We start from the raw sequence: 19539 nt of genomic DNA, 5'->3' as shown, positions 1-19539 counted from the left end.
GTGCAAGCGACTCATTGCCGATTGTCGCGAATGTCTGGTCTCGGATTGGAGGTGGACGCTCGAAGGATGGCGTTGGGCTACAGAGAGTGTTGGTGATCTAGATCACAAAATGAAGATCATTCGGAGTCTTTACGAAGGCTAAGTAGCCGCTTACCTTAAGGGAGATTTATCCGCCCTTTATGCCTCTGAGGTCTTTATGGGCCGTCGTGCCGTCATTGCTGTGCGTCGCCGTAAATCTGGTTTTCGGGTCGCTGCTATTGCGGCGTTCGGCCTGGTTGGCGGGCGTTTTCGCGGTTTTGATGGTCGCTTCCTTGTTGCAGGTTCCGGGCCTGGCGGCGGCCCCGTTCGCGCAGGCTGATGAGCGGGCACCTGAGGCTGCGGTGACCGAGGAGCAGGCGGTGAAGGCGGCACGTCAGTCGGGGGAGCCGGTGGAGGTGCTGGCCGAGCGGGGTGAGAGCCGCACGGTGCGGGCGCTGCCGAACGGGCGGATGGAGATCGAGCAGCGCCTCCGGCCGATCCGCGCCCGCCAGGGCGGGGGGTGGGCCGATATCGACACCGGGTTGCGCCGCGAAGGTGACGTGGTCGTTGCGGCGGCGACCACGGTCGGGTTGAAGTTCTCCGGTGGCGGGAACGGTCCGATGGCCGAGATGACCCGGGCCGGCCGCAAGCTCGCTCTGACCTGGCCGCAGCCGTTGCCCGAACCGGTTCTGGACGGCGACACCGCGGTGTATGCGGGGGTGGCCGGTCCTGATGTGGATTTGCGGGTGCGCGCGCTGGCGGACGGGTTCGCGCACGTCCTGGTGATCAAGACCGCTGAGGCGGCGCAGGATCCGCGGGTGGCGACGTTGTCGCTGGCGATGTCGGCGGGGCGCCTGGCGGTGACCGAGGAGCAGGACAGCGGGGTGCTGAAGGCCGCTGATCCCGGGTCGGGTGCGGTGGTGTTCGAGGCGCCGGCGCCGTTGATGTGGGACTCCTCGCAGGCGGCTCCAGCGGGTTCGCGGTCCAGTGGTCAGACGGCGGAGCTGGATGAGGAGCCCGCGGCCGGCGCCAAGACCGCCCCGGTCGAGGTGGCTGTTGGCGACGGCAGCCTCACGTTGACGCCGGACCAGGGTTTGCTGACCGCACCGGACACCACGTTCCCGGTGTACATCGATCCGGTGTGGACGACGAGTAAGGCGTCCAGTTGGGGGATGGTGTCCTCGGGGTATCCGGCCCAGTCGTATTACAAGTTCGCCGGGAAGTCGACTGAGGGTGTGGGCCGCTGTGAGGTGGCCAAGGATCCCAACTGTGTGAAGAACCAGACCAAGCGGCTGTTCTACCGGCTGCCGCTGCCGTCGCTCAAGGGCCGCTACATCCAGAGCGTGCAGTTCACCGCTTTTGAGACCAGCGCCTACAACTGCAGTAACCCGACGGCGGTGCAGTTGTGGCGCACCTCGGCGCTGCAGTCGTATGCGACCTGGAACAACAGCAGTGGTTCGTGGCACGACATGTTGGCGTGGCGGGATGTGGCGTATTGCTCGAAGGCGCCGGTGGAGTTCGGCGGGGCGGCGCTGCGGTCGGATGTGCAGGGCGCGGTGAACCAGGGGCTCTCGTCGATCACGTTCGGGTTGAGGGCCTACAGCGAGTCGACGATGGACTGGTGGAAGCGGTTCGCTGACGACGCCTACCTGACGATCCAGTACAACAATCCGCCTTACAAGCCCAATTACAAGTCGATGGCGACCACGCCGGGCGGGTTGTGCGGTCCGTATGACGACCCGGTCATCATCAACAGGGTGCCGGAGCTGTCGGGGTGGTTCTGGGATCCCGATGATGAGGACGCCTTCAAGGTGCAGCCGCAGTTCGCCGCCTATTGGGACAACGGTGACGGGCAGGGGTGGATCCCGCGGTGGGTGCCGGGGCTGCTCGCTCCGGCCAAGTCGGGAATCGAGCGGAGCCTCAAGATGCCGGACACGATCCCGCAGAAGATTCTCATCGGCTGGCATGCGCGGGCGTGGGATGGGGAGCAGTACAGCCCCTGGTCATCGACGGGGGCGTCGCCGGCCTGCTATTTAGTACGACCCGACCAAACCGGCCCCGACCATCACCTCCACCGACTACCCCGATGACGGCCAGTGGCACGGCGGGGTGGGGCAGCCGGGTTCGTTCACCATCACCGATCCCGAACTGATCGCCAACCGGTATGACGTCAGGCTCAACAACGTGCCGGTCATGTCTGTGCCCACCACCAACGGTGCGACGCGGACGATCACGCTGGCTCCCGACCAGTACGGCCCCAACTCGGTGTCGGTGGTGGCGTTCGCGCCGTCGGGGCAGAATTCGGCGGCCGCGAGCATCAACTTCCTGGCCAACCAGGGCGCCCCAGCCAAGGCGCGCTTCGCGCTGGATGAGGGTGCCGGCTCGGCGACCGCGACGGCGCAGACCCGCGACGGGGAACCGGCGATCACCGCGGCGCTGCAGGGCGGCGCCAGTTTCGGGCAGCCGGGCCAGATCGAAACGGCGCTGAGTTTGGACGGCACCGGCCACGCCGGGACCAGCGGGCCCATCGTGGACACCAGCAAGCACTTCGCGGTGTCGGCGTGGGTGCGGCTGACCCAGGCGGGCGAGACCCGGGCCGTGCTGAGCCAGGACGGGACGTCCAAGAGCGGCTTCTACCTCAAGTACGACTGGCCGTCGAACAAGTGGGCTTTGGCGATGGTGAAGTCCGACTCGTCTGAGTCCGGTGTCTACCAGGCGGTATCGACGCACCCGGCGGAGTTGAACACCTGGACGCATCTGGTGGGGGTGTTCGACCAGTCGGGCAGGTTGCAGATCTACGTCAACGGCGACCCTGGTATCGCCAGCCCGGTGGTGCAGTCGGCGTGGAACGCCACCGGCGGTTTCCAGATCGGGCGCAGCAAATGGCTCGGCAACCCCACCGACCCATGGGCCGGGATGGTCGATGACGTGCGGGTCTATGACCGCATCATCTCCGCCGAGGAGATTTCCGATCTGTATCAGCAGGCCCCGGTTCTGAAGGCCCGCTGGAAACTCAACACCGCCACCGGCGGCTCCAGCCCGGGAGAGATCCACGACGGCGGGACGGCACCGCCGCTGGAGCTGCGCAACGGCGCGGCCATCGTGGCCGGCGCCGGGTTCAAGGGCCCGTTCGTGTCACCGGCGGGACTGCAGCTGGACGGAACGAGCGCCTACGCAGACGCGGCCCCAGTCGACCCCGCCAGCGGCCAGGCGCTGCTGTCCACCGACCAAAGTTTCACCCTGACCGGGTGGGTGCAGAACATGCAGCGCCCGACAACCACACGCACGGTGTTCTCCCTCCCGGGAACTCAAACCAACGCGTTCGCACTTCGGTATGTCCCGGCCGCGGCCGACCCGGAATATCAGGGCGTGTGGCAGCTGGAGATGAACAACGTCGACGTCCCGGCGGGCAATGCCGCCCAGGCGCAGCGGTTGACCAGTAACTCCAGCTACACCGAGTACGACTGGGACCACATCGCGGTCGTCTACGACGCCACGAACCGGACGATGAGCCTGTACGTCAACGGCTCCACTGCCGACGGTGCCGACGGCGACTCAGAAGAACGAGACGTCCGCCCCTTCCAGGCCGCAGGCGGCTTGCAGATCGGACGCAACGCCTTCGGAGGCAACGGCGCGGGAACCGGCTTCTGGTCCGGGGCCCTGGACGACTTCTGGCTGTACCGGGGCGTCCTGAGCCGCAGCCAAATCGACCTGCTCAAGCAACAAATCGAGCTCGACACCGACGACGGACCCTGAACACAGCATCCATGCGCGGCAGCCGATTCGGCCTACTGCACAGTTGCCTGCCGCCGATTCCAGCACATCGACGAATTTGTGCCCCGGACGAGGACTCCGGGGCTTGGAGCAGGCGCGTGTGGGCGCAGGAGGATGCTGTGACAACAGGCCGCAAGACCCTGGTGCTGTCTCGTCCCCGGACGGCACGCGCCGTCGCCGCGGTCATGGCCGTGGCCCTTGCCGCCGGGCTGCTGTCAGCCACGCCTGCGCTCGCGGATCCACCCGGCTCTCAGCGTCCCACCGTCCAAGATCACGAGGACCCGGTCAAGGGCCATGACCTGAAGGTCCGGCCCCGCAAGAAGCCGACTTTGAAGCCGGGACCGCCGGCCAAGGCCGCCTGGCCCGAGCCCGGCACCAGCGAGGTGTCGCTGCCTGCGGCATCCCGGGCTGGGGTGCGTGCCGGTGCGCTGCCGGTGCGGATGCTACCCGCCGATAAACCTGCCGCGCGTAGCGGGGTGGGGGCCGCGGGGAAGGTGCGGGTATCGGTTCTGGACCGCGCAGCCGCTGCCAAAGCCGGCTTGGACGGGCTGGCGTTCACCGTGGCCCGCACCGACAAACCCCAGGCCGGGCGAGTCGGGTTGGAACTGGACTACTCGCAGTTCGCGCAGGCTTTTGGCGGCGCCTACGGGACCCGGCTGCGGCTATACCAGGTGCCCGCCTGCGCGCTCAGCACTCCCGGCAAGCCCGAGTGTCGTCTGGCCGCGCCGTTGAAGGCGGTCAACAACAGCGGCGAGCAGACCCTCACCGCCCAAGTGACCGCCGCCCCCACCCAGACCACCACGGTGTCCCCGGCTGGTATCCCGGCTGCGGCTTCGCAGTCGGTGGGAACGCTGCTGGTTGCGGCGGCCGGGGCGTCGGGGCCGCAGGGTGACTATAAGGCGACCTCGCTGGAGGCGTCGGCGACCTGGCAGGCCGGCGGGAACGGCGGTGACTTCACCTGGTCCTACCCGATGCGCGTACCGCCGGTGCCCGGCGGCCTCACCCCGAAAGTCGCGGTCAGCTATTCCTCGGGGAGCGTGGACGGCAGGACCGCCAACACCAACGGCCAGCCGTCCTGGGTCGGTGAGGGCTTCGACCTGTGGCCCGGCTACATCGAGCGGCGCTACACGTCCTGTAAGGACGACGGTGCCCCCAAGGACGAGTGGGGGAACTCGCCGGGTGACCAGTGCTGGGGGTATGACAACGCGACCGTCACCTGGAACGGCAAGGGCGGCGAACTGATCAAGGCCTCCGACGGCACCTGGCGGATGAAGGGCGACGACGGCGCCAAGTTCGAGAAGCTCACCAGCTCGGCGACCGGCAACGGCGACAACGACGGGGAGTACTGGAAGGTCACCACGACCGACGGCGTTCAGTACTTCTTCGGCCTCAACCGCGTCCCCGGCTGGGTGCCGGGTAAGCCCGAAACCGGCTCCACCTGGACCAGCCCGGTCTTTGGCGACGACGCCGGCGAGCCGTGCCACGCCTCGTCGTTCGCCGGGTCGTGGTGCCAGCAGGCCTACCGGTGGAACCTGGACTACGTCGTCGACCCCGCCGGCAACGCCATCGTCTACAGCTACGCCAAAGAGACCAACCACTACGGCCGCAACCTCAAACCCGAAGACGAAACCCCGTATGTGCGCGGCGGGTACCTGAAGACGATCTCCTACGGGATGCGCAAGGACAGCCTGTTCGCCAAGGCGCCCGCGCAGGTCAGCTTCACCACCTCCGAACGCTGCATCCCCAATGCCACTTTCGACTGCGACCCGGCCAAGATCGGCGCCAACCCGGACATGTGGTGGGACGTCCCCTGGGACCTGAACTGCAACTCCGGCCAAAGGTGTGAGGACACCCACGGCGCGGTCGCGCCGACGTTCTGGTCCCGCAAACGCCTCACCCAGGTCACCACCCAGATCCTCAAGCCCGACGCATCGGGGTACCGGCCAGTGGACTCCTGGGCGCTCACCCACGAGTGGGGCCTGGCCGATATCGAACGCGACCTGCTGCTCTACGAGATCCAGCACACCGGCCACGCCGCCGACGGGACGTTCGTCACGCTGCCGAAGGTGACCTTCAGCCACGGGCAACTCCCGAACCGGCTGGACCGGACCGGCGACGACATCCAGCGCTACGTCCGCTACCGGCTCGGCACCATCGTGGACGAATTCGGCGGGCAGATCGACATCAGCTACTCCGACCCCGACTCGAGCTGCTCACCGTCGGACCTGCCCACACCGGAGACCAACACCACCCGCTGCATGCCCGTGATCTGGACACCGCCCGGCCATGAGGACCCGATCACCGACTGGTTCCACAAATACGTGGTCACCACCGTGATGCAATCCGACCGCACCGGCGGCTCACCGGAAATGGTCACCAAATACCAATACCTGGGGGGCGCCGCCTGGCACTACGACGACGATGACGGCCTGACCAAGCAGAAGAACAAGACCTGGTCGCAATGGCGCGGCTACGGCCAGGTCCGCACCTTCACCGGCCCCTACAACGCCCCCACCACCCAAACCGACACCTTCTACCTGCGCGGAATGGACGGCGACCGCCTCAACACCGGCGGCGGCACCAAGCCGGTCACCGTCTCCGACGGCGAAGGCGGCATCCACACCGACCACGCAGCGTTCGCCGGGTTCACCCTCAAATCCGTCGCCTACGACCAGCCCGGCGGCGCCGTCCACGCCAAGGCCGTCAACACCCCGTGGAAGGCGCAGACCGCGTCGCGGACACGTTCGTGGGGCACCACCACCGCCAACGTCACCGCCATCGACACCACCCAGACCTGGACCGCCAAAGACGGCGGCGGCTGGACCGAAACCAAAACCGACAACACCCACCAGGCCTCAGGCCCCGGCATCGGCCGGGTCACTAAGGTCGACGACCTCGGCGACCTCACCACCACCGCCGACGACAAATGCGCCCGCACCAGCTACGCCGACAACACCGCCAAGTGGATGGTCCACTACCCCTCCCGTGTCGAAACCGTCGCCGTCAACTGCGCCACCACACCCGATCGCTCCACCCACGTGGTGTCCGATGCCCGCCTTTACTACGACAACGGCGGCTTCGGCGACGGCCCGACAGTCGGCAATGTCACGAAGACCGACAAGATCGCCTCGCACGACGGGACCAGCGCGACATATGTGACTCAGGCGGAAACCAGCTACGACACCTACGGGCGGCCTACACAGGCCACCGACGCCGCCGGCCACACCACCACGACCACCTACACCGACACCCACGGCCTCACCACCCAGGTCACCACCACCGGGCCGCCCGCCACCCCCGGAGACACCTCCACCTCGCTGACCAGCACCACGCACATCGACCCCGCCCGGGGGCTGCCGGTCACCGAACTGGACGTCTCCAACCGCAACCTGCGCACCGACCTGACCTACGACCCCCTCGGGCGCCTGCACAAGGTGTGGCTGCCTGACCAGAGCAAAGCCACCGACGACCCCAACTACGAATACTCCTACCAAGTCACCGGCAACCAGATCGTCGCGGTCACGACCGAGGCCCTCGACGCGGACGGCAGACAGAAACTCGCAAAGATCGAAATGCTCGACGGGCTGCTGCGGACCCGGCAGATCCAGGTTCCCGGCCCAGACGGCAGGCTGATCTCCGACGTCTTCTACGACGACCGCGGCCAGGTCACCACCACCTACGCCCCTTACACCGCCACCGGAGCCCCCCAAGCCACCCTGTTCGGCGTCTACGACCCCGGCCAGATCGAAACCCAGACCCACACCGAATACGACGGGCTGGGCCGCACAACCGTCGAACGCCTGACCACCGAAAACGGCGAACAGCCCGAAAGTGAGCTGTGGCGCACTACCTACACCTACGGCGGCGGCAACCGCGTCTCGGTCACCCCACCCGACGGCGGCACCCCTATCACCGAGATCACCGACGCCCGCGGCCAGGTCGTCGAGCGCCGTCAATATCAAGCCGGCACTCCGACCGGCGCCTACGAGGCCACCGCCTACACCTACACCGCCGCCGGGGAGATCGCCTCGGTCACCGACCCGTCCGGCAACACCTTCACCACCACCTACGACCTGCGCGGCCGCAAAACCCGCACCACCGACCCCGACAAGGGCACCACCACCTTCACCTACAACGACCTGGACCAGGTCACCTCCACCACCGACGCCCGCGGCAAAAAGATCTTCACCGACTACGACGGGCAAGGCCGCACAACCGCCACCCGCGACGGCGCCGCCGACGGCCCGGTGCTGGTCTCCTGGACCTACGACACCAGCATCCTCGGCAAAGGCAAACTCGCCTCAGCCACCCGCCACACCGCCGACGGCGACTACACCAACGGCGTCTACCGCTACGACACCCTGGGCCGCCCCCAAACCAGTACCCTCACCATCCCCGCCTCCCAGGGCCCGCTCGCCGGAACCTACGCCTTCTCCACCAGCTACAACGACGACGGCACCCTTGAGGCACAGAACAGTCCCGCGGCCGGAGGGCTGCCCGCCGAGGGCGTCGTCTATTCCTACGACACCTGGCAGCGCCCCACCGGACTGAAAGGCAACACCACCACCTACATCAACACCGCCCAATACACCCCCACCGGCAAACTCACCCTCCTCGAATACGGGGCAGACCCAAGCAAAAGGGCCTGGCAGAAATTCACCTACGAGAAGGGCACCCAGCGGCTGGAAAGCGCCCGCACCTACCGCGCCGGCATCAGCGGCGCCGACCGCCACGCCACCTACCACTACACCGACGCAGGAACCATCACCTCCATCACCGACACCTCCCGCGACGGCGTCGACAACCAATGCTTCGCCTACGACCACCTCCAACGCCTCACCCAAGCCTGGACCCAGAACACCGAGACCTGCGCCACCCAACCCACCAGCACAGTGATCGGCGGACCCGCCCCCTACTGGCACACCTTCACCTACGACAAGGCCGGCAACCGCACCGCCGAAACCCGCCACGGCATCGGCGGCGCCGCCGACACCACCCGCACCTACACCTACGCCCCCGCCGGACAGGGCAACCGCCTCATCCAGCTCACCCAGACCGGACCCGTCGGCCAGCGCACCGACACCTACACCTACGACGCCACCGGCAACACCACCGCCATCCAAACAAGCGACGGCAACCCCGCCCCCACCACACAAACCTTCGCCTGGGACACCGAAGGCGAACTGGCCAAGGTCACCCACAACGGCAACGACGTCACCTACATCAACGACGCCGGCGGCAACCGCCTCATCCGCAAAGACCCCACCGGCACCACCCTCTACCTCCCCGGCGGCACCGAACTACGCGCCCTTAATGGCGCGACCACCGCCACCGGCACCCGCTACTACACCTTCGCCGGCCAGACCCTCGCCATGCGCACCTCCGACGGCACCATCACCTACCTCACCGGCGACCACCAGGGCACCGACCAGATCGCCATCAACGCCGCCACCCAAGCCAGCACCGTCCGCCGCTTCACCCCCTTCGGTGCTATCCGCGGCATGGACAACAACACCACCTGGCCGGGTGACAAGGGATTCGTCGGCGGCACCCAAGACCCCACCGGCCTCACCCACCTCGGCGCCCGCGAATACGACCCCGACACCGGCCGCTTCATCTCTGTCGACCCGCTCATGCGGATTGCCGACAGCCAGCATATGAACGGCTACACCTACGCCAACAACAGCCCCATCATCTTCAGCGACCCCACCGGGCTGGCCCCCCACCCATGCGCCCGCTCTATCTTCTGCGGTTACCAGGCTCCTTCATGGAAGGAAAGAGCCACCAGCCTGCTCGACGCGTTCATCGGAGCATTCGAGGGGATGATCCAGGCCATCGTGGACGCGTTCTACGCCGCCTACAACAGGGCAAGTCGGGTCGTCCGCGACTACAGACAAGGCTACAATTCTCTCGCAACCGGAAATGGAATACCAGGCACATACACCCCCCACGAGCCGATCCCGAAAAAGGTGAAGCCGCCAGAGGTCAAAATACCGGCTATCCCTGTCAATCGGGAGTCGCCTTCCTACAACTTCGGTCACACCATCGGAAAGGTCGCTGGTCCCCCAATTCCTGGTGCGGCGGCACCCAAGGCCGCCACCAAACTGCCCAAGTTCGGCAGATGGCTGTCCAGATTCTTCAAAAAATGCCCAAGCAGCTTCGTGCCCGGAACTTCCGTAAAGATGGCGGACGGCACCAAAAAACCAATCGAAGAAATTGAAGTAGGGGACAAGGTCCTCGCAACCGACCCCGAAACCGGCGAAACCAACGCCGAACCCGTCATCGCCACCATTACCAGCAAGGGCGACAAAAACCTCGTCCAGATCACCATCAACACCGACGCCCCCCGCCGCTTCCGCGCAAGCAGCAACGAACCAAAACACACCACCAAGGCCCACACCACCAAGCTCGCCAACAGCGGCGTCCTCATCGCCACCGACACCCACCCCTTCTGGGTCGCCGGCGACATCAACGCCTGGGTTCAAGCCGCAGACCTCAAACCCGGCATGTGGCTCCGCACCAGCGCCGGCACCTACACCCAAGTCACCGCCACCGACTACCGCACCGCCCACCACCAACGCGTCCACAACCTCACCATCGCCAACACCCACACGTACTATGTACTGGCGGGCGCCAGCCCACTCCTTGTCCACAACCGTGGCAACTGTGATGAGATCGCTCTCGGGTTCAATGAGGTGGACGGTGATCCACTGCGGTTGCTCGAATTCTCCGAGTCGGTCGGGGCAAAATCTTATCACGACTGGCCTTCCATGGGAGATGATTGGGTAAATGAGTTCAAGGGCTACGTGGGAGACGGACGAACTCGCATCCACTTCAATCTAGATGGCATCGACGATCCTGTTGCTCTCGCAAAAAGAGGGGCGACGATCGATGATCCCATCTTTGATGGAAACTCCACTGCCTGGGAGTTGAATATCATTCGAAAAAACAAAGATGCGTGGTCTCGTGTCACCTTCTACCGGAATGGAGATCCGGTTGCGAATCCCTTCAAGTCCTGAGGCTGGGAATTGGGAAGTGCGTGGACTTCCCATGTACCTCGATTTGAAATTTCGTCCGTGGAGGTACAGTGTTAGTCATTCTAAACTTGCTCTCCGAAGTATCAGTCGAGAACCTGGCGATGAGTCCGTCGAACTGATCTTTCGCGGTGTCCTGGGAATGAAACTCAAGGCGGTCTACGAATCGATTGTCCTGGATAGGGCGAGTGTGACACGTTCGGAAGAAATTCGAGCGTTTTCTGGGGTGTCAGATGACCAAGCGAGGCGCGTTCAATGCCTGACCCTCGACGGCGAATCTGGAAGCAGTTTTGTGGCATGCATTCGATTTAGCATCTGGTTGCATCCAAAAGGCGTGGATAGTGATCACTTGAATAAGGATGCTATTGGGGCTAGGCTCATTTTGCGTGCATAGATTTGCCAATTAATTTGCCTGGTGCGAAACTCGCCAACAGCGGCGTGCTCATCGCCACTGACACCCACCCCTTCTGGGTCGCCGGCGACATCAACGCCTGGGTCCAAGCCGCAGACCTCAAGTCCGGCATGTGGCTCCGCACCAGCGCCGGCACCTACATCCAGATCATCGCAACCGACCAGCGCACCGCTCCCCACCAGCGCGTCCACAACCTCACCATCGCCAACCACCACACGTACCATGTGAAGCGCCCCGAGGATTCCGGACAGTGACCCCACTACAATGGGGTGGTCCGGAAAGGTAGTGATTTGGCTCGTCCGAAGAGGAGTTTCTCCCCGGAATACCGGGAAGAGGAAGTGAAGCTGGTGATCGAGACTTCGCGTCCGGTCGCGCAGGTGGCGAAGGAACTCGGGATCAACGCGGGCACTTTGGCGAACTGGGTGAACGCGTACCGGCGCGCGCATGCCGGTGAGGAGCCCGAGCTGACGGTGGACGAGCGTGCCCGGCTCAAAGAACAGGAACGCGAGATCCGCGAACTCCAGATGGAGATCGCTTTCCTGAAAAAGCGGCGGCGTACGTGTGTCCTGAACGTTGATCGCGGGGTCCGGGTAGGTCCGGGTTCTGTGGTCGGCGGTGCTGTATGAGAGATGGGGGTGGCCCTCCGCAGTCGCTGTGCAGGCGGAGACTGCAAACCACCGCAAGCTGCGCCGGTAAAGAGCCAGGGTGGTGAGCGTTGCGGAAAAGGCGCGCCGAGAGTGCGTCAGGTGTGGATCGCGAAGGCGAGTGAAACCGAACCCTTGTTGAAGCGTCGAAATGCTTAAGGTGATGTCGAAACCAGGAGAAGGTATGCGGTCCTGGGAGGAGCCGGGGGATACCTGTTTACTGCCCCGGTGGCATCCGGTGTGAAGAGGGCGCGAGCGCGATTCAGGCTCTTGCATGGAACAGGAGAACCTGTCGTCCTGGAATCCCTGCCTTGTTGTGGGTGGGGTGGAGGGAGATCTCCAAGCGGCAGAAACCGCAAGGAGTCGAGTACCGGCCCAGGGCACAGGGGCGGACCGTCTCGTAGTAGTGATGAAGCTCCTGTAATGGGAGTGGAGCAAAGGGGACGGGTCATCCCGGCTTACGCACAGATCAACCACGTGGTGGGAGGAATCGGTGAGTGAGTCACGGTCCAAACCGTTCGACATTTTCAAGCGTCTGGTGTGGGAGGCGTACCGGAGGACGCCGGAACGTGCGGCACGGAGAATGTGCCGACGATCCTGTCGAACTCGTCGGGGACTTTGCCCGGTCTACTGCTCCAGTTGTATCGGCACGCGATGCTCGGCGACGGTCTCGACATCCTCGACGCAGGTAACGGCTTCGGATACGGCGCTGCCCTGCTGGCTGCACGGTTCGGAGACCTGGTGGTTGCCGAGGACATCGGACGTCCGCGCACGGCGATTCCGGGCTCGGCCTCATCAGCGTGGTCGGCTCCGATCCTGGTGACGACCGTACGGTCGCGGTAGGCGACCCGCGCCCACGCTTGTGGATCGGCCAAGCCATCGGCGGCCACCCAGCCGTCGCCGGCCGCGAACCAGCGCGGGATGAAGACGTGCCGGGGAATTTCGGCGACGATAGGCCGCCACTGCGACACGGGATGGGTCACGGTTTCGGCCAACGCCCACGCGTGCCGCTGCCAGTCGTCCATCAGATGTCGTCCGAATCCTTGGGATCGCAGTCGTTCCCATCAGCGGGAGGACACTTCATCGAGCACCACGCGCCGAAGAAGACGGCAGGATGCCGACAAGGCCCCGCCCCTGAGCAGGGCGGGACTCTGCTGTCGCTCGGGAGGGCCTAGTGCTTCAGGGCAGCTACCGGAGCCGCGAACTCGTCGTGTCCCAGCAGTAGCTTCGGGCCGTCCGGGTTCTTGGAGTCGCGGACGCCCACTCCTTCCGGGACAACCGCCAGTTCTACACATTCACCCCCGGTCGAGGTCGAGCGGGTGGCCTTACGCCAGCGAAGACCGTTCCAGTCCATTGGTGGTCCACCGTCCTGGCGTGTTGAGTCGACCGACTGGTCGACGTGGAGTGTTAGCGCTTCACAGCGGCCAGGAGGGCTGCGAACTCGTCACGTCCCAGCAGCAGCTTGGGGCCGTCCGGGTCCTTGCTGTCGCGGACACCGACACCTTCGGGGAGTCCAGCCAGTTCGACGCAGTTGTCTCCGAGCTCACCGCTGCGCGACGACTTGCGCCAGGTCACGTCCATCGCTCACTCACTACCTTCCGGATCAGCTCTACCGATGCGCTCGGCGAAAGCGCATTCGCTTGCAGCCTACTGAAGGTATCGATCACATCCGTCAGATCTCCGGGCTCTCCACTCGTCTCGCCCCCAACTACGTTTTCGAGGAACACCACCTCGCTACGGTCGGGCTGCGTGGCGATGGCGAACGGTGCCCGGGCTCCTCTGTGGTAACGCATAGGGGCGATCTGGAGCGTGATGTTCGCCCGTTCCGACAGATCGATCAGGTGCTCCAACTGCTCCCGCATGATCTCCCGAGATCCGACCACGCGGTAGAGAACGGACTCGTCCAGGACCACGAACACGGCGGGAGCGTTCGGCTTGGTGAGGACGTTCTGCCGCCGCATCCGCTCCTGGACGGACTCCTCGTTCTCCAAGATCACGTGCGCGTACGCCTCCGTCTGGAAGAGCCCATAAACGAGCCTGGTCTCGAAGGCGCGCAGCATGACGGCGGATGACTCGGCTCTAGGAAAGTCCGCGAAGAACTTCGGATAGGTGCTGGAGCGAACGAGGTCGTCCCACGTGTCGGCCAGGGCGGTACCCGTGTCCAGCGCCTTGTCCAACCGCTCCGCGAAATCCCTGCGGCACTTGGTGCGCCCTGACTCGACCTGGGAGATGTAGCTCCGCGTGACCGCCACCCGTGCGGCGAGTTCCGTCCGCGTGATTCCCGCCTCCTCCCGCAGACGTCTCAGCTCTGCCCCGAAGGCGCTGAGCTTCGGTGTCGGTTTGCGTGCCGCCATGCCTGGGCCTCCGGCGCGTGAGTAGCGGTAGCCGCTCGCCAACGAGCGTTAGGTGTGCGTGTGTGATCTGGTGCTTCGCTGGTAACGCTACGCCTCGGAGTGGACGCTGTGCAGCGAGTTACGCACATCCGACGCGTTCCGAAGGTCATACCGATGCAATCAACAGCTCTTGCACCAGAGGTTCCGCCTCCGCTCGTCCTCGACCCGACCGAGGAGGCTCCCCGGCTCGCGCGGCGGTTTCTCGCCGAGCGGTTCGCCGAGTGGGGAATCACCGACGACTACGTCGGGCGGCTCGTCGTTTGCGAGCTCGTCACCAACGCCTGGCGGCACGGGGAGGGGCCGATCGTGGTGCGTGTGTTCCGCGACGAGCGCGACGGCCGGCCCGTGGTGGAGGTGTGGGACGCGGGCGAGGGGCGTCCGGTCATCCAGGCGGAGGACCACGCCGCCATCTCCGGGCGCGGGTTGCTGCTCGTGGCCGAACTGGTTCACGACTGGGGCGTCCGCCCGCTCAACGAAGGGGGCAAGGTCACGTGGGCCGCGCTTCGCTGACGGGCTACCAGGTGCGCCGGATGATCCGCTTCCGGTGCCTGAAATGGCGCACCGAACGAAACCGTGACACCGCCGTTCGCTACCTGGACCTGATCGCGGTCGTGCTGGAGCGGCGCGGGTGGCGGTGCGTGAAGAACTACCGTCCCCAGGCCGTGCCGGTGAGGACGCCGCTGCTGCTGGTTTCCGGCGCCGGTGTCGCTGTGACCCTGTGCGTGCTGGCGGTGCCCGGCGGCTGGGCGTTCTACGAGGCTCCGCGCGGACGCGGCGGGTTCCTGTGCTTCTGCGGAGGCGACATCAAGCACGCCGCGCATGTCGTCGACCGCTTCCTTCTGGACGGGCCGCCACAGCGGTGATGGACGAGCCCGTCGCGCTGCTGCTGCTCCGGCACCTCTTCCCCGAGTGGGTGATCACGCGGGATCGTGCGGGGATCTGGAGGGCCGCCGGCCGCACCCTGATCTCGTCCGGTGACATCGACGGACTGCTCGAAATGCTCGCCGTCGCCGATCCCGTCGCCGCACGGCAGGCCGTCCACCTCCTTGCGGAGCGTCCAGCGGCATGGAGACGTTGACGTTCGCGGTCAGTGGTCGACGGCCAGGCGGATGCCGAAACCGATGAACGCCACGCCGGTGACCTGCTGGATGCGGCGCTTCACGGTGGGGCGGGCGAGTGCGCGTCGTGCGGCACCGGCCGCGACGACGATGAGGCCGAGCCACAGCAGGCCCTCGGCGGCGTGGACGACGGCGAACAGCGTGCTGGTCCAGAACACCGAGGCGCCTTCCGGGATGAACTGCGGCAGCAGGCTCATGTAAAAGACGCCGACCTTGGGGTTGAGCAGGTTCGTGGTGAGGCCAGTGCGGAAGGCGGTGAGGCCGGACGTCCGCGTCTCCCGGGAATCCGAGGCGTCACGCGTCGCCCGCCCGCGCCGGGCGTTCCACAGGGCCCGGCCGCCGAGCCACAGCAGGTAGCAGGCTCCCGCGATGCGCAATACGTCGAACGCGACGCGGGACGCGGCCAGTAGCGCGGTCAGCCCGAGCGCGCTCGTCATCGCCCAGCACATCAGGCCGGTGACCACGCCCGCAGAGGAGAGCAGACCAGTGCGCCGCCCGCCGGTCACGGTGCTGCGGAGGACGAGCATGGTGTCCACGCCCGGCGTGATCGTCAGCAGCGCGGCCATGGCGGCGAAGGCGAGACAGGCCGTGACCATGCGGACATTGTGCCAGGAGTGTTCCGGCGGCCGATGGGAATGGCCGTGCTGGACCGTCTGATTGGATCAAGGGGTGGCTGACATGAGCAGGATCGGTGACCTGGACGTTTTCCCGCTCTGCCTGGGCGGCAACGTCTTCGGGTGGACGGCGGACAAGGAGACTTCGTTCGAGATCCTGGACGCCTACGCGGCGGCGGGCGGCAACTTCATCGACACGTCCGACTCGTACATGGCGTCCGCGCCCGGCAACAGCGGCGGGGAGTCCGAGACGATCATCGGGGAGTGGACGCAGGCGCGCGGCAACCGGGACGACATGGTCATAGCGACCAAGGTCGGCAGGCATCCCGAGCGCATTGGGCTGGCCCCGGCGAACATCAAGGCCGCCGCGGACGACTCTCTCAGGCGGCTCCGCACCGATCGCATCGACCTGTACTTCACGCACTTCGACGACCCGTCCGTCCCCGTCGAGGAGATCATGACGGCGCTGGACGAGCTGGTCACCGCGGGCAAGGTCCGGCAGATCGCGGTGTCCAACATCGAACTCGACCGGCTCGAAGCATCACTGGAGTTCAGCGAGCGCGAGGGGACGGCCCGCTATGTGGCGATCCAGCCGCACTACAACCTTGTATCCCGCGACACCTACGAGGGCCCGCGCCGCGACATCGCCGAACGGCACGGTCTCGCTGCACTGCCCTACTACGGTCTCGCGTCCGGGTTCCTGACGGGCAAGTACCGTCCCGCAGCCAACGTGGACAGCGTGCGCGCCGGGAAGGCGGCGCGGCACCTGGACACCGACCGCGGACGCAACGTCCTCGCCGCGCTCGACATCGTCGCCGAGGAGCAGGGCGCCGCCGTCGCGACGGTGGCCCTGGCCTGGCTCGCCGCGCAGCCGACCGTCGCCGCGCCCATCGCCAGCGCCCGGACGCTCGACCAGCTTCCGCCGCTCATCGAGGCCGCCCGCACGACCCTGACCGACGATCAGCTCAAGCGCCTGACCGAGGCGTCGGCGTGATAGAGCGATCGCAGACCGGAAAGATGGGGATATAGCCTCCTCGGTGTGCCGCATCTCGAGTTTCTCCTGTTCGGCGGGCTGGCCGCGCTGGCCGGCGCGATCGTGCAGGGCAGCGTCGGCCTCGGCGTCGGGCTCGTCGCGACCCCGATCGTGACGATGCTGTACCCGTCCCTGATGCCGGGGTCGATCCTCGTCATGGCACTCGTCCTTCCCGTCGCGACCCTCGCCCAGGAGTTCAGGCACGTCGAGCTGCGGGGACTCGGCTGGGCGTTCGGCGGCCGCCTCGCCGGGACGCCGCTCGGCGCCTGGCTGGTCGCGGCCGTCCCGGACCGCACGCTCAGCATCGTGATCGGCGTCGTCGTCCTCGCCGCCCTCGCCGCGACGGCCTGGTCTCGGGAGGTTCCCCGCAACCGGCGGACGCTCGCCGCGGCCGGGCTCATCTCCGGAACCACCGGCACCGCGTCCGGCATCGGCGGCCCGCCGATCGCGTTGCTGTACCAGCGTGAGAGCGGCCCCCGCGTCCGCGCGACCCTGGCGTTGTTCTTCATCGGCGGCGCGCTGCTGTCCCTCACGACCCTCGCCCTCGCCGGGCAGCTCCCCGCCCGGCAGGTCATCGCGGGCCTGGAGCTCCTCCCGTTCGTCCTCGCCGGGTTCCTCGCCGCCGGCCCGCTGCGCCGCTACCTGGACGCCGGACGCCTCCGCCTGGCGCTCCTCATCGTCGTCGGCACGTCCGCGGTGATGCTGATCGTCCGTAATCTGGTCTGATGCGCCCCACGAAGGCCGATCTGGAGGCCGCCCGCGACCGCGTCATCCCCGACGTCCTACCCGAGGGCGGCGGGACGCTACGCGTTCTGTTCAGCGGCATCAATCCCGGCCTCTACTCCGGGGCCACCGGTTACCACTTCGCGCGTCCCGGCAACCGCTTCTGGCCCGCCTTGCACCGCTCCGGCTTCACCGACCGCCTGCTGGACCCGTCCGAGCAGGACCTCCTGCCCTCCTACGGCCTCGGCATCACCAACTTGGCCCGCCGCACCACCGCCCGCGCCGACGAGCTGACCGACGAAGAACTCCGCGAGGGCGGACGCCGCCTCGAAGCACTCGTCGAACGGCATCGCCCCGCCTACCTGGCCGTGGCCGGGGTGACCGCCTACCGCACCGCTTTCGGCCGTCCCCGCACCCAGATCGGCCCCCAGGACGAGACGTTCGGCTCGGCACGCGTGTGGGTCCTGCCAAACCCGAGCGGCCTCAACGCGTCCTGGCCGCTCGACCGCATCACCGCCGAGTTCACCCGCCTCCGCCAAGCCACCGACGCACTCAGAGATCCGTAAGGTCCCGGGGAAGTTCCCCCAGGGTCTTCGGGTCGAACCGCACGGTGAACGGCCTGTCCGCCGAGACGCTGACCTCCAGCGTCTCCCCGCCGTGGACCGTACGAGCCAGGCGATAAGCATGCGCCTCGTCGTCCAGGACATGGACCTGCACCTTCGGGCGAGGAGTGAACTCGACGATCCAGAACTGCGGGATGCCCAGAGCCGCGTACTCCTTGGGCTTTCTGACCCGGTCGGTTCGTTCGCTGCTGGTGCCGGGCGAGATGACCTCGGCCATCAGGAGAACGTCCCGTCCGGAAATGCCAACTGGGAACTGATCGACGATCGCGGCGTCCAAAACCTCGTGGGGTATGACGAACACGTCCGGTTTGCGAATGCCCGCCGGTGTGCTGATCTCCCACGAGCCGCCGCCGTCGACGAAAATCTCGGAGTCGGCCCCGGCCGCCGTGACGATGTCCCGGATCCGTCGCGCCGCAATATTGTGCCGTGGGCTCGGAGCCAACTCGATCAGCCAGCCGTCTTCGAGTTCGAAGCCCCCCGCCGTCTGCCTCCAGGGTGTGCAGATCCTCCAGCGTGTACCGACCGAAGCCGCCGTGATCATGGACGACGCGCATGGTTTCGAACCCCCCGTTCACCTGATGGAACAGAGGCTCAGCGTAGTGAGCCGTTCACCCTCAGGTGGCGTTGTTGAGGGCGGCGGTCGTGGCGAACATCGTGGTGACCTCGGTGACGAGGGAGGGCTTTGGTTGCCAGAGGCCGGGGTGGCCGAGGGAGACGATGGGGCGGGGGAGGGCGCGGACGCCGGTGAGGTGCCAGTGGTGGGCGCCTCGGTCCGACCAGGGGCCGCAGTCGCAGGAGCCCCGCTCGACGGGCAGGACGGTCGCGGAGCAGACGTGGTCGAGGTCGGCGACGGCGATGACGGCGCCGATGGTGGCGAGGGGGTCGCGCGGGTCCCAGCCGGCGGCCTGGATGAGCGGGGAGTCGCACGCCTTCAGGTCGACGCGCATGGAGGCGTGGATGAGCACCGGGCCGCGGTAGGCGGTCGGCAGGCCCTGGTTCGAGACGGTCTTGCCGCCACGCGCTATCGCGAACGCCCAGGGCTGCTGAACACTCATCGCCTGCACGCGGTCACCTCCAGTGCTCGCCCGGTCTCCGTCGCCTCGGGATCGCCGGGGCCGCGGCGGGACGCCGGTGCGCCGAGCGACGATGCCCG

At 66.5% G+C, this 19539-nt stretch carries 18 protein-coding genes; 11 read left to right on the top strand and 7 right to left on the bottom strand.

Going from position 1 to position 19539, the window contains the following annotated elements; translation table 11 throughout:
• Nucleotides 1-206 precede the first annotated feature (206 nt).
• The 5 genes from AB0C35_RS25350 to AB0C35_RS25330 all read left to right on the top strand — a co-directional run bounded on the left by AB0C35_RS25350 (nt 207) and on the right by AB0C35_RS25330 (nt 11864).
• Complete coding sequence (locus AB0C35_RS25350) at nt 207-2108, top strand: hypothetical protein (RefSeq protein ID WP_358460297.1); 1902 nt, start codon at nt 207-209, stop codon at nt 2106-2108.
• Nucleotides 2109-2211: 103 nt separating this feature from the next.
• Complete coding sequence (locus AB0C35_RS25345) at nt 2212-3774, top strand: LamG domain-containing protein (protein ID WP_358460294.1); 1563 nt, start codon at nt 2212-2214, stop codon at nt 3772-3774.
• 137 nt (nt 3775-3911) lie between these two features.
• Complete coding sequence (locus AB0C35_RS25340; protein WP_358460291.1) at nt 3912-10811, top strand: RHS repeat-associated core domain-containing protein; 6900 nt, start codon at nt 3912-3914, stop codon at nt 10809-10811.
• A 423-nt stretch (nt 10812-11234) separates the two neighbouring features.
• Nucleotides 11235-11492: a polymorphic toxin-type HINT domain-containing protein gene (locus tag AB0C35_RS25335; RefSeq protein ID WP_358460288.1), complete on the top strand. Its 258-nt coding sequence runs from the start codon at nt 11235-11237 to the stop codon at nt 11490-11492.
• A gap of 15 nt (nt 11493-11507) precedes the next feature.
• Entirely contained in the window at nt 11508-11864 is a 357-nt protein-coding gene (locus AB0C35_RS25330) for a transposase (protein ID WP_358460285.1), read from the top strand.
• A gap of 545 nt (nt 11865-12409) precedes the next feature.
• Here AB0C35_RS25330 and AB0C35_RS25325 read toward each other — a convergent pair.
• The 4 genes from AB0C35_RS25325 to AB0C35_RS25310 form a co-directional block, all read right to left on the bottom strand.
• Nucleotides 12410-12907, bottom strand: a complete 498-nt coding sequence (locus tag AB0C35_RS25325) for a hypothetical protein (RefSeq protein WP_358460282.1) — start codon at nt 12905-12907, stop codon at nt 12410-12412.
• A 146-nt stretch (nt 12908-13053) separates the two neighbouring features.
• Nucleotides 13054-13236 carry a DUF397 domain-containing protein gene (locus AB0C35_RS25320; protein ID WP_358460279.1) on the bottom strand — a complete coding sequence of 61 codons (183 nt, stop codon included), beginning with the start codon at nt 13234-13236 and terminating at the stop codon, nt 13054-13056.
• A gap of 53 nt (nt 13237-13289) precedes the next feature.
• Nucleotides 13290-13463, bottom strand: a complete 174-nt coding sequence (locus tag AB0C35_RS25315; protein ID WP_358460276.1) for a DUF397 domain-containing protein — start codon at nt 13461-13463, stop codon at nt 13290-13292.
• Nucleotides 13454-14236: a helix-turn-helix transcriptional regulator gene (locus AB0C35_RS25310; protein ID WP_358460273.1), complete on the bottom strand. Its 783-nt coding sequence runs from the start codon at nt 14234-14236 to the stop codon at nt 13454-13456. The genes AB0C35_RS25315 and AB0C35_RS25310 overlap by 10 nt, the downstream gene beginning before the upstream one ends.
• A 153-nt stretch (nt 14237-14389) precedes the next feature.
• Between AB0C35_RS25310 and AB0C35_RS25305 the strand changes: the two genes are divergently transcribed.
• The 3 genes from AB0C35_RS25305 to AB0C35_RS25295 are packed head-to-tail and all read left to right on the top strand — an operon-like array spanning nt 14390 to nt 15353.
• Complete coding sequence (locus tag AB0C35_RS25305; RefSeq protein ID WP_358460270.1) at nt 14390-14785, top strand: ATP-binding protein; 396 nt, start codon at nt 14390-14392, stop codon at nt 14783-14785.
• Nucleotides 14767-15138 (top strand): hypothetical protein, encoded by a 372-nt coding sequence (locus AB0C35_RS25300; RefSeq protein WP_358460267.1) that lies wholly within the window; start codon nt 14767-14769, stop codon nt 15136-15138. The genes AB0C35_RS25305 and AB0C35_RS25300 overlap by 19 nt, the downstream gene beginning before the upstream one ends.
• Entirely contained in the window at nt 15138-15353 is a 216-nt protein-coding gene (locus AB0C35_RS25295) for a hypothetical protein (RefSeq protein ID WP_358460264.1), read from the top strand. Before AB0C35_RS25300 ends, AB0C35_RS25295 begins: the two co-directional genes overlap by 1 nt.
• 9 nt (nt 15354-15362) lie before the next feature.
• Here the strand turns inward: AB0C35_RS25295 and AB0C35_RS25290 are convergent, their stop codons facing one another.
• On the bottom strand, nt 15363-15989 hold the full coding sequence (locus AB0C35_RS25290; protein WP_358460261.1) for a LysE family translocator: 627 nt from the start codon (nt 15987-15989) through the stop codon (nt 15363-15365).
• Nucleotides 15990-16071: 82 nt separating this feature from the next.
• Here AB0C35_RS25290 and AB0C35_RS25285 point away from each other — a divergent pair, with 82 nt between their 5' ends.
• Genes AB0C35_RS25285 through mug form a run of 3 tightly spaced genes read left to right on the top strand, consistent with a single transcriptional unit; the run spans nt 16072 to nt 18329 of the window.
• A complete protein-coding gene (locus tag AB0C35_RS25285) occupies nt 16072-17001 on the top strand; it encodes an aldo/keto reductase (protein WP_358460258.1) in 930 nt (309 codons plus the stop codon).
• A gap of 45 nt (nt 17002-17046) precedes the next feature.
• Nucleotides 17047-17766, top strand: coding sequence for a sulfite exporter TauE/SafE family protein (locus tag AB0C35_RS25280; protein WP_358460255.1), 720 nt, complete (start codon nt 17047-17049; stop codon nt 17764-17766).
• Nucleotides 17766-18329, top strand: a complete 564-nt coding sequence (gene mug, locus AB0C35_RS25275) for a G/U mismatch-specific DNA glycosylase (RefSeq protein ID WP_358460253.1) — start codon at nt 17766-17768, stop codon at nt 18327-18329. The genes AB0C35_RS25280 and mug overlap by 1 nt, the downstream gene beginning before the upstream one ends.
• Here mug and AB0C35_RS25270 read toward each other — a convergent pair.
• Nucleotides 18316-18927 carry a Uma2 family endonuclease gene (locus tag AB0C35_RS25270; RefSeq protein WP_358460250.1) on the bottom strand — a complete coding sequence of 204 codons (612 nt, stop codon included), beginning with the start codon at nt 18925-18927 and terminating at the stop codon, nt 18316-18318. The two genes, mug and AB0C35_RS25270, sit on opposite strands and share 14 nt — an antisense overlap.
• A 73-nt stretch (nt 18928-19000) precedes the next feature.
• Nucleotides 19001-19441 carry a hypothetical protein gene (locus AB0C35_RS25265; RefSeq protein ID WP_358460247.1) on the bottom strand — a complete coding sequence of 147 codons (441 nt, stop codon included), beginning with the start codon at nt 19439-19441 and terminating at the stop codon, nt 19001-19003.
• Between the last annotated feature and the right edge of the window lie 98 nt (nt 19442-19539).

Origin of the sequence: Spirillospora sp. NPDC048819, from assembly GCF_040650055.1 — a bacterium.
Lineage (GTDB): Bacteria > Actinomycetota > Actinomycetes > Streptosporangiales > Streptosporangiaceae > Spirillospora.
The sequence above is the reverse complement of the archived record's forward strand: the minus strand, read 5'-3'. Positions and strand labels throughout refer to the sequence as shown.